11 protein-coding genes are annotated in these 13,315 nt (G+C 70.2%); 6 read left to right on the forward strand and 5 right to left on the reverse strand.

Features of this window, described 5'->3' with window-relative positions; translation table 11 throughout:
- Positions 1–9 precede the first annotated feature (9 nt).
- From Cba03nite_RS16535 to Cba03nite_RS16545, 3 genes are read left to right on the forward strand one after another with little or no spacing between them, the layout of a single operon-like run.
- Positions 10–1,335 carry a lanthionine synthetase C family protein gene (locus Cba03nite_RS16535; RefSeq protein ID WP_203746703.1) on the forward strand — a complete coding sequence of 442 codons (1,326 nt, stop codon included), beginning with the start codon at positions 10–12 and terminating at the stop codon, positions 1,333–1,335.
- Complete coding sequence (locus Cba03nite_RS16540; RefSeq protein ID WP_203746705.1) at positions 1,328–4,438, forward strand: lantibiotic dehydratase; 3,111 nt, start codon at positions 1,328–1,330, stop codon at positions 4,436–4,438. The genes Cba03nite_RS16535 and Cba03nite_RS16540 overlap by 8 nt, the downstream gene beginning before the upstream one ends.
- 21 nt (positions 4,439–4,459) lie before the next feature.
- Positions 4,460–5,089 carry a class I SAM-dependent methyltransferase gene (locus tag Cba03nite_RS16545; RefSeq protein ID WP_203746706.1) on the forward strand — a complete coding sequence of 210 codons (630 nt, stop codon included), beginning with the start codon at positions 4,460–4,462 and terminating at the stop codon, positions 5,087–5,089.
- Positions 5,090–5,125: 36 nt separating this feature from the next.
- Here Cba03nite_RS16545 and Cba03nite_RS16550 read toward each other — a convergent pair whose 3' ends face one another.
- Positions 5,126–6,766, reverse strand: coding sequence for a glycosyltransferase family 4 protein (locus Cba03nite_RS16550; protein WP_203746707.1), 1,641 nt, complete (start codon positions 6,764–6,766; stop codon positions 5,126–5,128).
- A 592-nt stretch (positions 6,767–7,358) separates the two neighbouring features.
- Here Cba03nite_RS16550 and Cba03nite_RS16555 point away from each other — a divergent pair.
- Positions 7,359–7,895 carry a J domain-containing protein gene (locus Cba03nite_RS16555; RefSeq protein WP_203746708.1) on the forward strand — a complete coding sequence of 179 codons (537 nt, stop codon included), beginning with the start codon at positions 7,359–7,361 and terminating at the stop codon, positions 7,893–7,895.
- A 366-nt stretch (positions 7,896–8,261) separates the two neighbouring features.
- Here Cba03nite_RS16555 and Cba03nite_RS16560 read toward each other — a convergent pair whose 3' ends face one another.
- The 3 genes from Cba03nite_RS16560 to Cba03nite_RS16570 form a co-directional block, all read right to left on the reverse strand.
- Complete coding sequence (locus Cba03nite_RS16560) at positions 8,262–8,597, reverse strand: MerR family transcriptional regulator (RefSeq protein ID WP_239125790.1); 336 nt, start codon at positions 8,595–8,597, stop codon at positions 8,262–8,264.
- 113 nt (positions 8,598–8,710) lie between these two features.
- Positions 8,711–9,184: an Hsp20/alpha crystallin family protein gene (locus Cba03nite_RS16565; RefSeq protein ID WP_203746709.1), complete on the reverse strand. Its 474-nt coding sequence runs from the start codon at positions 9,182–9,184 to the stop codon at positions 8,711–8,713.
- Between the two features lie 235 nt (positions 9,185–9,419).
- A complete protein-coding gene (locus Cba03nite_RS16570; RefSeq protein ID WP_203746710.1) occupies positions 9,420–9,938 on the reverse strand; it encodes a hypothetical protein in 519 nt (172 codons plus the stop codon).
- A 221-nt stretch (positions 9,939–10,159) separates the two neighbouring features.
- On the opposite strand from Cba03nite_RS16570, the gene Cba03nite_RS16575 reads away from it, so the two are divergent.
- Positions 10,160–11,539 carry a BTAD domain-containing putative transcriptional regulator gene (locus Cba03nite_RS16575; RefSeq protein ID WP_203746711.1) on the forward strand — a complete coding sequence of 460 codons (1,380 nt, stop codon included), beginning with the start codon at positions 10,160–10,162 and terminating at the stop codon, positions 11,537–11,539.
- A gap of 425 nt (positions 11,540–11,964) precedes the next feature.
- Here the strand turns inward: Cba03nite_RS16575 and Cba03nite_RS16580 are convergent, their stop codons facing one another.
- The gene (locus tag Cba03nite_RS16580) at positions 11,965–12,804 is read right to left on the reverse strand and encodes an NAD(P)H-binding protein (protein ID WP_203746713.1); all 840 of its coding nucleotides are present in this window, start codon (positions 12,802–12,804) and stop codon (positions 11,965–11,967) included.
- Between the two features lie 109 nt (positions 12,805–12,913).
- Between Cba03nite_RS16580 and Cba03nite_RS16585 the strand changes: the two genes are divergently transcribed.
- Positions 12,914–13,300, forward strand: a complete 387-nt coding sequence (locus tag Cba03nite_RS16585) for a winged helix-turn-helix transcriptional regulator (RefSeq protein WP_203746715.1) — start codon at positions 12,914–12,916, stop codon at positions 13,298–13,300.
- The last annotated feature ends 15 nt before the right edge of the window (positions 13,301–13,315 follow it).

Genomic DNA, 13,315 nt, shown 5'->3' on the forward strand with positions numbered 1-13,315 from the left:
GGCTCGCGCATGACCGGCCCCTCGGTGACTTCGACCGCCCTCCGTCAGCCGGGTCCGCGGCCATGGCGGGCAGTCGCCACGGCGAGCCAGCGGGAACGAGCGCAGCGACTGGCATTGAGCATCGCGGGCACGCTGCGCCGGCCGCCGGCCGCCGCGCCGACTAGGAAGTGGCTGCGCTCCTCGGTTGCCGAAGGCGACGCCGGAATGGCCCTGATGTGCGGCTACGTCGGCGCCTGCTCCGGTGACCCCGCCTGGTGGGCGCGGGCCCACCAGGCTCTGCAGAGTGCCGTGACGTTCGCCGCTCACGAAGGACCCGTGCCTTCCGGGTTGTTCGACGGCCTGGCAGGGCTCGGTTTCGTGGCGTCGTCGCTCGCCCGGGAAGGCAGGAGCTATCAGCGCCTGCTGGCATCGATCGACGACGCGCTGCACACGTACCTCGGCCGGTTGCCGAGCGACGACGGCGCCGGACATCCGCGGTCCGACTTCGATGCCGAGGGCGGCCTTTCCGGCGTGGGCACGTACCTGCTGCAGCGAATCGACCAGCCGGGCGGCCGGGCCGCCGCGACCAGGGTGGCGCAGCTGCTGATCGGCGATGCTCTCGACCCTGCCACGCCACCACCGTGGGCGAAGGTCGGCGACGCGGTGCATGGATTCTTCCGCACCCGGTTCCCGCACGGTTTCGTCGATTGCGGGCTCGCCCACGGGGTGGCCGGACCGCTGGCGTTCCTGGCCCGCGCGCGGGCGCTGGGTGTGCAGGCCGAAGGGCTCGACGCAGCCACTCGGCATCTAATCACGTGGCTGGATGCGAATCGACGCGATGACGCCTACGGCCCGCGGTGGCCGGTGGGCGTTTCGCTCGACACCACCGGACACGTCGCCGGCTTCGACGACTCCGGTGAACCGCCACCTGACGCCTGGTGTTACGGGACACCCGGGGTGGCGCGGGCGCTGTGGCTGGCCGGCACCGCCACCGACGACGGCACCGCGTGCGAGCGGGCGGCCGATGCGATGCTCGCGGTCTACCCGCGGTGGGCCGACTGCCGACATGTAATCGCGCCGGGACTGTGTCACGGCCTGGCCGGCCTGCTGCAGATCACGATGCGGTTCCACCATGACACCGGCGACGAGCGGTTCGCCCACCACGCTCGGGCACTTCTCGACCGCCTGCTCGTGCTCTACGAGCCCGACAGCGCCTACGGCTACCGCGAGCACGGCCATCCGCGTAACCCGGACAACCCCGGGTTCGTCGACGGTGCCGCCGGGGTGGCGATGACCCTGCTCGCCGCGTCGACCGACGTGGCTCCGGACTGGGACAGGATGCTGCTCATTGCCTGACGACCCGTGCGAGCAGCTCAGGCCGAGGGTTCCCGAGTGCTCGAAGCCCGCCGCCACAGGACGCTACCGGCCCGCCGGGTGGGGGTTACTACGCGCTCCGTTCCTGCCCGTCGAGTCCTACACCGCGATGGCGCACCCACCGTCGCCGGGAGGCTCGCCGCTCGGCGATGCGCTGAACGACCCCCGGGTGCGCGCGGCGCTGACCGTCGGCAACCCCGCTGTCATGGACGCGCTCAACCGTGCCGACCGGGTGGCGGACGGCTCCCGATTGGCCAGGACGCTGCAGCGCTACCTGGTCCGTATGTCCACCCGGCCCACCCCTTATGGACTGTTCGCCGGGGTCGCGCTCGTGGAGTGGGCCGGCACCACGGACGTGGAACTCGGGAGAGCTCGACCGCGGACCCGGACCCGCCCGGACATGCAATGGCTGCTCGCCCTGGTGTTCGACATCGAGTCAGACCCTGCCGTGCGCAGGCACCTGTCGTATGTCGCCAACCCCGAGCTCACCGAGCGGGCAGGTCGCCTGTTCGCTCCGGCGGACTCCGCGGGCGGCACCGGCGATGGCACGCGGTCGACCGTCTCGGTCCGTGCCACCGCTCTGGTACGCCGAGCAGTCGCCCTGAGCCGCAGCCCGATTCGACACGATGACCTGGTCGCCGAGCTGGCCGCCCTGGCACGCGCACCGGTCGCCCGGGTCGAGGTGCTCGTGGAGCAGTTGTGGCAGCGGCGGCTCCTGCTGACCGACCTGCGCCCGCCCTTGACCAACCACGATCCCGCACAGTACGTCGCGGACAAACTGGCCGGCATCGCGCAGGCGGCCGAGGCGCACTGTGCCCTGAGCGCGCTGCTCGCGGCGATGGCGAAGTTCGACACCTGCCCGATGACGGACGCCGAAGCGGCGTACAGCCGTCTGCTCGAGATGGCGGGCGGCGTGGAACACGCGTGCGCCGCCGAGCCGCCTCAGGTCGACATGGCGCTGCCGCTGGTCGGATCACGCCTGCATCGCTCCGTCGCCGACGATGCCGCGCACGCCGCCGAGCTGCTCCTCCGGCTGTCCCCCGAGCACCACTGCGGTGGCCTGACCGCGGCATACCGGGCACGCTTCGAGCAGCGCTACGGAATCGGCCGGGCGGTGCCGCTGCTGGCGGCGCTCGACCCCAACGCAGGGCTCGGATCGCCGTACGCCGGGGCCGGCACGCCCGCACCGAGCGGATACACGGCCCGAGATCAGCTCCTGATGGAGCTGGCCGCGAACGCCCTGTGCGAAGGCCGCTCCTGCGTCGAACTCGACCAGGCGACCGTGGAGCGACTGTCCAGCCCCCTGCCGGCGAGTCGTGCGCCCCTGTCGTTGGACGTGTCGGCGCTAGTGGTCGCCGAGTCCGCCGCCGACGTGGACGCCGGAAACTACCGCCTCGTCGTCGGCCCCAGCCTGGGCGCCGCAGCCGCGGGCAGGATCCTGGGCCGGTTCGCCGATCTGCTGGGTGAGCCCGCCAGAACCGCGCTGGAAGACGTGCATTCGCACGAATCCGAGCTGTCGCCCGAGGTCGTCTTCGCCGAGCTGGCCTATCTGCCGATGACCGCCAGGAGCGCCAACGTCGCCATCCGGCAGCACTCCCGGCGGCACGAACTCGTCGTGGGCGTGTCGCCGGGTGTGTCGCCCTCCGGCGTGATCCCTCTCGACGAACTCGCCGTCGAATCGACCGGTGAGCGGTTCCGGCTGTGGTGGCCTGCGCGCGGTGCCGAGGTGGCGGTCGTCGCGGGGCACATGCTCAACCCGGGCACGGGCCCCGACGTGTGCTGTTTCCTCGCCGACGTGGGAGCCGACGCCCGCGCGCCGTTCACGCCGTTCGACTGGGGTGCCGCCGCGATGCTGCCGGTGCTGCCGCGGATCCAGGTCGGACGCATCGTCCTGTGCCCGGCACGGTACCTTTCCACCCCGCTGATCGAGGCCGCGAAGGCATCCGAGTCTGCTGCCGCCTTCAGGCCGGCCGTGATGCATTGGCGGACGAGGCTGCGGGTGCCCCGATACGTCAACGTGGGCACGTTCGACTACCGGCTCCTGGTCGACCTGGACAGCGCCGCCGAACTCGACGCGCTGCGACACCAGCTACGCCGCCACCCCGCCCCGAACCGGCTCATCGTCGAAGAGGCGCTGCCCGGCCCCGAACACGCGTGGCTGCCGGGACCCGGCGGCCGATACCTCAGCGAGGTCGTGGTGCCGCTGTTCCGGACCGCCAGGGACTACCCGCAGGCCGACCCCCCGGCGCATCCGCGGCCGATGGACTCGCCGGCCCGGATCCGGCCGCCCGGCAGCGACTGGCTGTACTTCAAGCTGTACTGCCCGCCGGCGTTCGAAGACGACGTCATCGTCGAAGCCGGCCGCGAAGCCGCCCACGCGATCGAAGCCGGCCTTGCCGACCGCTGGTTCTTCGTCCGCTACGCCGACCCCGAACCCCACGTGCGCCTGCGCCTGCATGGCCGCCCGGACGACCTGACCGGCACGCTGTTCCGCCGACTCTGCGCCTGGGCCGGTCAACTGCTCAACCGAGGGCTGTGCTCGAGCTTCACCGTCGACACCTACGAACGTGAACTCGACCGCTACCACGGCCCGGCAGGAATGGCTCACGCAGAAGCCGTCTTCGACGCGGACAGCTGCGCCGTCGTCGACATCCTGGCGCTGCGCCGGGCCGGGCGGCTCATCGTCGACGACATCGTTCTGGCAGCCCTGACCTGCTACCACCTTCTTGACGCGCTGGACGATGACGAGCATCACCGCGCCTGGTACAGCAAGCTGCTGCGCCACCGTCCGCCGCCCGATCCAGCCCGGGCCGCCAGGGTACGCGAACTGCGCACCCTGATCACCGCCGGACCCGCCGGGCACCCGTGCGGGCAGGAACTTTCGACCATCCTCGCCGACAGGCGGGCCAGGCTCGCCAGGCCGGCTGCGCAAGCCGATCCCGCGTTGCTCACCGACCACCTTCACATGCACCACAACCGCCTGCTCGGCCGGCACGGCTGCGAGCGGGAGGCGCTCATCACGCTCGGCAAGGTGCTCCACGGGTTGTTCGTCGCACCGCACCGCAACACTGAGTCCGAGAGGTAGCACGTGCACCCACTGGCGAGCGTGTTCGAGCAGATCTATCGGGACAGGCTGTGGACCGACGGGTCCGGTCCCGGCTCCGATCCGGCCAACACCGGACGGTATCGAGTGTTCATCGAGCAGTTCCTCGTCCAGAACGACGTCCGGACCGTCGTCGACCTCGGATGCGGCGACTGGCGCTCGTCGAGGTTGATCGACTGGAACGGTGCCGGGTATCTGGGCGTCGACGTCGTCGAGTCGGTCATCGTGCTGAACAAGCAGCGCTACCAGGCCGGCGACATCCGGTTCGCGCGACTGGACGACGAGGACGAACTGCCCCACGCGGACCTGCTCATCGTCAAGGACGTCCTGCAGCACCTGCCGAACAGCGAAATCCACCGTTTGTCGAGGCTCCTCGGACGGTTCAGCCGGGCGTTGGTGACCAACACCGTCACGTCCGAACTGCACCGACCTGATGGCACGGTGGTGCGCATCGCGGACGTCAACACCGACGTGCCGGCGGGGTCCATGCGCCCCGTCGACGTGCTCGGGGCCCCGTTCCACTGGCCCGGCACGGAAGTCCTCCGGTACAGCTGCCCGTGGCCGCGGCTCGGAGCGTGGGAGACGAAGTCGACAGTGCTGATCCGCACCGCGCTCTCCGACGCTCGCGGCTGAGCCCGCCATGTCGGTGCCGCCGCGAGGTGCACACCGTCAGCACGCCAGTTCGAGGATGCCGTACTTCACGAGCTGAGCTATCTGCGGGAAGCACCGCTGCCGCGGATCGGGTGACTCATCGGCCACGCGTGCCATCAGTTCGGAAATCGGAATCTTGCCGTCGCTGGCGCACGTGGCCAGGATCTTCGCACAGATCTCCAGTTCCTCCGACAACTCGGTCACCCGCAGGAACCGCAACCCGTTCTTGGCGAGCTCGGCACCTTGCGCACTGACCTGGACCGGTGCGTCGACGTTTATCAACGAAGTCGGATGGGCCCGGAACGTGTCGAGGTAGTCGAATCCGAGTTCGTCGCACGACGCTTCGTCGGCCCGCTCCTCCGCGTTCAGCAGTTCGAGCCAGAGCTCTTCGTACCGGCGGACGACGACCGGCCAGTCGTAGTGCTGCAGCACGCGACGCCGCGCCTCGGCGCCCATGTGCGCGCGCAGCTCGGGGTCGTCGATCAGCTGTTCGAGATATGCCGTCAGGCTTCGCAGGTCGACCGACGCCGCCTGGCCCAACTGCCGGTACAGCTCCAGCGGCTCCCACAGAAACGGCGTGTGACGGAGGTGCTCGAAACAGTCCGCCCACTGCGTGGGAGCGAGAAACCCGGTGACGCCGTGCTGCACCGTGTCGCGGTGCCCGTCCCAGTCCGATGCGATCACCGGAAGCCCGCATGCCATCGCCTCGATCACCGTCTGACCGAAGGTCTCCTGCACGCTGTCGGTGGGTGACACGAACACATCCGCCGCGTCGTACAGGGCGCGCTTGACTTCACTCGTCGGATTCGGCACGACCGTGACCATGTCGCCCACACCCACTTCGCCGGCGAAGGCCTCCAGCTTGGGCGCGATCCGGTGCGGCACGTCGTCGCCGGCGAGGACCAGCGCGGCGATCGCACGCTGCTTCGGCGGCAGACGCCGAAAGGCGAGGATCAACGGGAAGAGATCAGCTTTGTAGTACGCCGAGAACCTCCCCAGATAGAGGATCACCACCGCCCCGGGAGCCAGGCCGAGTCGTGCTCGGGCCTGCGCCTTGTCGCCGGGCCGGAGTTTCGTGGCATCCGTGCCCAACGGGATGACCGGCAACCGGGCCCTGATCATCTGCGGCGCCGAAGCGGTCGAGGCCAGCCGCTCGACGGCAGCGCGACCGGCGCGGCTGGTGCAAACCAAGGCGTCGTGGCCGCGCAGCGCCATCAGAAGCGCACCGAATGCGTACCAGAACCCGGGTCCACCCGAAATGCTGTGCGTGACACCGGTGATTGGCCATCGGCGGTCGCCCACGAACGCACGCAGGTTCACCAGTCCTTGGAGGCCGGGATCGCGGATGCCGTCCTCGCCCGATGAGCCAGGGTGGAAAAGCACCATGCGGTCGCGGCGCGCGGCATCGGGATAGTCGGCGAGAAGGACCGGCCGCACACGCTCCCGGTTCGGGTAGGCCGTCAGCTGCTCCCCGGCCACCGCCAGCTGGCGCCGCGTCGTGCACGGCAGATACATGGCTTCGCACCGCGAATGCTGCAGCACCGCACGCAGCAGGCCCGCCTTGGCGACTTCGGCTCCCCAGATCCCGGACTCCGCAGGGCGCTCGTCCTTATACGCCTCGATCGGCAAGGGCAGTGAGGCGATGGTCATGAAATACATCGATGATTCCTGGCTCAGGACCGCTGTTGGCTGACCGCGGGTTCCGATATGCGGCTTTTGAGAGCCTGCCATGGCGGACGGCAGGTAGCTACTGCCGCCGCATCACGGCCACGGGCGTGGTGAACATTTCACCCAAACGGTGAGAGGGCGTCGGCACCGCCCGCTTCGCATCTGCCGTCAGCGTCGTCGCCCCAGTGGCGTCAGCGGCCGCGGACTGCCTGCACCACCTGCACGCCGACGGCCCGGGTCAGCTGCCGGCAGGTCGGGGTCTCACACCGTCGAGGGCGAGGCCGGCCAGCTGCGGCAGCAGCCACGGACCGATTATCTGCTGGAACCCTGCCGGGGCGAAGTGCCGGTGCGATCGGCGTTGACGTACTGGAACAGCGGCCAGTGCCACAGGTACACGCCGTAAGAGATGCGCCCCCGCCAGACCATGTCATGAGGTCGGCTGACCCACCGAGCCGTACTGCTGTTCGCCGACGGCCGCGCGGTCGGCCTCGGCTCCCGCGCCATCGTTGACGTATTGCGGCGACCGATGTAGCTGTTGATGTTGAGAGCCGATATATGCCGTACACGTTCGCGGGAGGAGCCGATGCCGGCGCCGCGCGACCATTACGAGGTGCTGCAGATCGGGCGACGGGCCAGCACGGAGGAGATCCGGCGGGCCTACCACCGGCTTGCCCGGCGCTGGCATCCGGATGTGACCGCCGATCCGGCGGCGCACGAGGGGTTCCGGGCGGCCAATGAGGCGTATCGGGTCCTGTCGGACCCGGTCAGCCGGGCCCGCTACGACCGGTCTGTGGCCGGGCCCGCGGCACCGGACCGGGTCCGTTGGGCCGCCGCGGCTGACACCAGGCCCGGTCACGCGCGGGACCCCGATCCACGGCGGGCGCCGGACTCGGTGGTGTACGTGACGGTGGAGCTGACGGGCCGGCAGGCGCTGGCCGGTGCCCGTCGGCTCGTCTGCTTTCGCACAGGCGACGGCGTGGTCACCTTGGAGGTCGCCGTACCGCCCGGCGTCCACGACGGGCAGCGCCTGCGCCTGACGGGCGTACCCGTCGGCGATGGGTTCGGCAGGGAGGCTGACGTGTGGGCGATCGTCCGCGTGGTACGCGGGCTGACCTGGTGAAACCTGTTGCGGCGACGGTAGAATTGGTTCGTCGGTTGGACCAGGATCTCTGGTTGTTGACGAGGGGTGATCGTGATGGCCTTGCTGGTTCCGGCCCACTACCACCGCCGACGCGGTCCGCGTGCTCTGCGCCGCCCACCCAACCGCAAGCGGTGAAGACCCTTGATGGTGTCAACGGCGTCGGCGCCCGGGCATCCGGGCGCCGACGCCTGTGCGCAGCGATAGGTGGGTCCATGGCTGGGCTCAAACACTGGACGCCTGGCATCTGCAGGCGCGGGCCGAAACCGATCTGGACCAGTCCCGAGGCTGAGCGCGCCGGATCGGCCGGCGCCCGGGTCCATCTCCCGTGCCAGGAGCCTTAATGCGTCAGGCGCCGCAGCCAGGTTCGTCCAGTCTGTGCCGCAAAACCTCGATCATCTTCTGTGCGGCGGCGAGCTGGTACTCAAGCCGGACGACGCGGACGGCGGCGTCCAGGCGCAGCCCGTCGTCGACCAGGTGCCGTGCCCGGTCGGCCCGGTGCAGATCGTCGAGGCTGTAGCGGCGGTGCCCACCGTCGGAACGGTGCGCCTCGAACAGGCCCGCCGCCTCCACCGCCCGCAGGAACGCAGGCGTCACCTTGAGCGCGTCGGCGGCGGCGCCCATGGCGAAGCCGGGGTAGTCCGCGTCGCCGATGTGCGGCGCCCGCACGCCCGCTGCGGTCACGGTGCACCACCTCCTGTCGGTCCGGCCGGTGGCATCAGGGGATGCCACCGGCGCCTGGATGAGTCGGTTCGGCCCAGCTCACCACCCCTTTCCGGTGCGCCCACCTGGCGAGCTCAGGCGCTGCTGCCGATCAGGTGCTGGTCGGCGGCCTGGTCGCCCTGCTGGTCGGCCAGCGCCTTGCGGCCGGCCTCCGCACGACCGATCTCGATCTTGCGGGGCTTGGCCTGCTGGGCGACCGGGATGCGCAGGCTCAGCACGCCGTCGGTGTACTCGGCGCTGATCGCCTCGACGTCCACGCCGTCACCGAGGACCAGCTGGCGGCTGTAGCTGCCCGTGGGGCGCTCCGACACCAGATATGTGGCGCCCTCGGGATCGTGGCGGCGCCGCTCGCCGCGCACGGTCAGGGTGTTGTTCTCCGCCGACACGTCAAGGGTGTCGGGTTCCATGCCGGGCATGTCGAACCGGACGACGAACTCCTCGCCGGTGCGCAGGCAGTCCATCGGCATCAGCGCCGGGGTTCGGGCCGCGCCGAACACCTCACCGGCCAGGCGGTCGAAGTCGCGGAACGGATCCCATCGCATCGCCATCGCAGCTCAGCTCCTTCCCTAGTCGTCGCTGCGTGACGGGCATCCCCGGAGGCAGCTCTTCAGAGCGCACCGCCCGGGAACACCCTGTTTCGTCTGCAACACAAATTCTATCCCAACGGTTACAGATATCAAGGCTCCCCGGTGATGTTCTCGCTGGCCACAGGCGGTTTCCAGGCGACAGGATGATGTAAGACGACCGCGGTGACCGGCGGAGCGCGCCGGTCACCGCGGCTGCTCAGGCGACGTCGGCGCAGAGGTCGCGGGTGCTGCCTTGGATCATGTCCACGGTCTTGTACCCGTCGGCGGCGATGTCGAGGGTGTACACGCCGTCGAGGATGTACAGGCCGCGCGGCAGCGTGCCGCCGCCCGCGCGGAAGCCGGCCATCACTGGGCCGACGGCGTACCACGTCATGGACCCGTCGGCGTGGTAGTCGATCATTGTGGTGCCGCCGGCGTCGGCGCGGGTGCTCGCCCCGGTCTGGGTGTTGGTGATCTCCAGGATGAGGTCACCGGCGTACAGCTCCCGCTTGGGCCTGCCGTCGGGGTAGGTGTCCAGCACCAGCTTGCGCACCTCGTCGACGACGGGCTGGGTGTGCACGGCGAAGTCGCAGCGCGCCCCGGCGGGCAGGTCGTACGAGGCCTGCGGGGCCGGCCTCCAGGCGCCCTGTGCGGCGGAGGGTTCCGCGGCGGAGGCGGGTGTGGCGGCGGACAACGCCATGACCGACGCCACGGCGACGGTTGTCAGTCGGCGCATGTTTGCTCCTCGGGTTCGTGTCTCGGCCTGGCCGGCCGGACCGGATCAGCGTCGCGGCGGCCGTTGACCACGGGCTGACCACAGACCTGATGGCGATGTCGGACAAATTGGACTGATCGCTCCTGCGACCTTCCGCTGGAGTGATCATCACCACGGCCGCTCACCGCGTCCTGACCGTGCTCGCGGCGAACCTGTCCGGCTGCCTGACGCGTGGCTTGGGTATGGAGTTTCGTCTGCTCGGCCCGTTCGAGGCCGCCGCCGGTGGCACCGCCGTCGAGCTTGGCATCCGGCGTCAGGAGCGGCTGCTCCTGGCGATCCTGCTGTGCGAGGTGGGCCGGTTGGTGCCGACCGGCCGCGTCATCGAGCTGCTGTGGGGCGACCGACCCCCGGCGTCGGCGCGCAGCGCCGTGCACACCTACATCGGCCGTGTGCGCGCCGCGCTCGCCGCCTACGGCGTGCGCATCAGCACCAGCAACGACGGCTATCTGGTCTCCCCCGAAGGTCTCACCGTCGACATGCACGAGTTCGCCGCGCTGGTGCGCCGAGCCACCGAGTCGGCCGAGCCGGACGCACGGGTGGAGCTGCTCGACCAGGCGCTCGGACTCTGGCGCGGCCCGCTACTGGCCGACCTCGCCCCTGATGGACTGCGCGAGCTGCTCGGCGCGCAGCTCGACGAAACCCGCCTGCTGGCGCTGGAGATGCGGGCCGAGGCGTGGCTGCTGCTCGGCAAGCATGAACAGGTCATCGTTGAGGTCCCCGACCCGGCAGCGGCGCACCCCACGCGGGAGCGACTGGTCGGGGCCCTGATGACGGCGCTCTACCGCGACGGCCGGCAGGCCGACGCCCTGCTGCTCTACGACCGGACCCGGCGGGCGCTGGCCGAGGACCTCGGCGTGGATCCGGGCGAACAGCTCGCCGAGCTGTACCGGCGTATCCTGCAGCGCGATCCGCGGCTCGACCCGCCCCGCCGCATGGTGTACGAGGTGCGCCTGCGCGAGGAGAGTCTGCCCTGGAGCGTCGGCGGCCACCCCGCACTCGACTTCTGCAACACGTTCGCCGGATGGCGGCAGGAGCCGCCGCTGCCCGGATCGGAGTGGCTGCGCAGGTACCGCACCCTTGCCGTGTGGACTGGGTTCGCGGGACTGGCCGACGAGGCCGCCGTCAGCCGCCTGTGCGTGCTGGCCGAGCGCTGTCCCGACGAGGCGGCGGCGGTGCTCGACCAGGCGCGCCGGCTGCGCACCAACCTGTACAGCTGCCTCACCGAGACACCCGACAGGGTGACGTTCGAGCAGGTTGCCGTCCTGGCGCAGGAGGCGGCTCGGTGGCAGCTGCTCCTGCCGGCCCACGGCGACGGCGCACGCTGGCGCACCGACCTGGGCGCTGGGCTGCGACTGCCACTGCTGGCCGCAGCCTGGACCGCCGCGGGCCTGCTCACGGACCCGCGGAGGCTGGCAGTGTGCACCTGCCCGAACCCGAGCTGCGGCTGGCTGTTCCTGGACGAGACCGGCCAGCGGCGCTTCTGCAGCCTCGCCACCTGCAGCGGATCGCAAGCCCCGGACGAGCTTCGCGGGGCCGAACCGGCGGCGTTCGGCCGGCGATAACCCGGCCTCGGGCGTGCGCGCGAACAAACCCGGCACCCGAACGGCACCGCTGACAGAGCAGGCTCGACCGGGGTGGGTGTACTGCTGTCGATGGGCCGGATGGGCTCCTGACTCCGCTGCCGTTCGACGCGCTCGGCTACCTGGAATCCATCGAGAGCTGCCGGTCTTCCTCATGCGCCCGGAACTGTACTGTGATGGCTGCCGACCCGCTACTGCCTTCGCCGGATCATCGGTGCCGATGGGCGTTCACTCCAGTGAGCGGCAGTCGGCCGCTCGGCAGCCCAACGAGGTGGGCCGGCAACCGCCGGAGGCGACGGTAAGATAGCGCTGATGTCCAGCGGGCAAGCGCTGGACATCAGCAATCAATCGTGTTGGACAACTGCGGTCTCATCCCGAGGATGAACCGTTCCGATTCGGCGCACCTGTCAGCGGAAGGCGTCGATGTTGCGCGTGGCCCAGGCGGCGAAGGGGCGCGGTGGCCGGCCCAGGACCTCGGCGATGTCTGGGCTTATCCGCTGCTCGGCCTCTGTTGGCGTACCGAGAATCGCCAGTGTGCCCTCGACCACCGGTGGCGGCATGAACCGCAGCATCTGTTCGCGGGCTTCGTCGGGCGTCTGCTCCACGAAGCCGATCGGCTCGCCGAGGGCGGCGGCGAGATCGGCGACCCGTTCGCGGGGCGTACTCAGTGCCGGGCCGGTCAATTCGTAGGTGCGGCCATCGTGCGAGCCGTCACGCAGGGCCACGGCTGCTACTTCGGCGATGTCGTCGGGGTCGACCACGGGCAGGCCGACGTCGCCGAACGGTGCGGCCACCCTCCGCTCCCCTCGTACCGGTTCAGCCCAGGCGAAGGCGTTGGAGGCGAAGCCGCCGGGGCGCAGGACGGTCCAGCCGAGGGTGGATCGGCGTACGAGGTCCTCGATGGTGCGTAAGGGCGCGTGCGACGCGGACTCCGGCCGGGTCGCGACCGCTTGCGAGGACTGCAACACGATGCGCTTCACGCCTGCGGTTGCGGCAATCCGCAGGATTTCGGGCATGTCCAGGTGGGCCCCGGCGCCTTCCACGAGCAGATACAGCGCTTCGGCACCGGCGAGCGCCGGGCGCAGGGTCTCGGGCTGCTCGAGGTCTGCGCGATGGTGGCGAACCTCGGGTGGTAACGCGAGGGGGCGTAGTCCCCGGGACACCGCCGTCACCGCAGCGCCCGACGCGGCGAGAATCGACGAGAGGGTACGGCCGACGTTTCCGGTGGCTCCTACCACGACGAACATGTCTGTGTCTCCAGTTCCGACCGCGTCGTTCGCGCGGTTGGAGAGAACGCTAGTAGCGCCGGTATAGTAGGTACCTAGAGGATAGTAATGTGTTTGTGACGGAGGGCACATGAAACAGTCGACGGATCCCGAGCTGGCATGTCCGGTCGCTCCGGTCGTCGACATCGTGTTCAGCCGGTGGACCACACCCATCCTGTGGGCCCTTCACGAGTACGGTCGTCAACGCTTCGTGGAGCTGGAGCGCCGGCTGACCAGCATCACCCCGAAGGTGCTCACACAGCGGCTGCGCCAGCTGGAACGCGACGGGCTCATAGCGCGCACCTACCACGCCGAGGTGCCCCCGCGAGTCGAGTACGAGATCACCGAGTTGGGCGCCAGCCTCGGCCCGATCTTCGCCCACCTCACCGCCTGGGCCGACGCCAGCCTCCCGGAGGTGGAACGGGCACGACGCACCTACGACCATGGCGCTTCCCGGCCTGCGTCGGGTGGCGCGTGACTGCCGGCCGCGGTG

Source organism: Catellatospora bangladeshensis (genome assembly GCF_016862575.1).
Classification (GTDB): domain Bacteria; phylum Actinomycetota; class Actinomycetes; order Mycobacteriales; family Micromonosporaceae; genus Catellatospora; species Catellatospora bangladeshensis.

What these genes read in the sequence shown, in the direction of transcription:
- Cba03nite_RS16535 (WP_203746703.1), top strand. Translation starts at nt 10, where the DNA reads ATGACCGGCCCCTCGGTGACTTCGACCGCCCTCCGTCAGCCGGGTCCG.
- Cba03nite_RS16550 (WP_203746707.1), bottom strand. Translation starts at nt 6,766, where the DNA reads ATGTATTTCATGACCATCGCCTCACTGCCCTTGCCGATCGAGGCGTAT.
- Cba03nite_RS16555 (WP_203746708.1), top strand. Translation starts at nt 7,359, where the DNA reads ATGCCGGCGCCGCGCGACCATTACGAGGTGCTGCAGATCGGGCGACGG.
- Cba03nite_RS16565 (WP_203746709.1), bottom strand. Translation starts at nt 9,184, where the DNA reads ATGGCGATGCGATGGGATCCGTTCCGCGACTTCGACCGCCTGGCCGGT.
- Cba03nite_RS16570 (WP_203746710.1), bottom strand. Translation starts at nt 9,938, where the DNA reads ATGCGCCGACTGACAACCGTCGCCGTGGCGTCGGTCATGGCGTTGTCC.
- Cba03nite_RS16575 (WP_203746711.1), top strand. Translation starts at nt 10,160, where the DNA reads ATGGAGTTTCGTCTGCTCGGCCCGTTCGAGGCCGCCGCCGGTGGCACC.
- Cba03nite_RS16580 (WP_203746713.1), bottom strand. Translation starts at nt 12,804, where the DNA reads ATGTTCGTCGTGGTAGGAGCCACCGGAAACGTCGGCCGTACCCTCTCG.
- Cba03nite_RS16585 (WP_203746715.1), top strand. Translation starts at nt 12,914, where the DNA reads ATGAAACAGTCGACGGATCCCGAGCTGGCATGTCCGGTCGCTCCGGTC.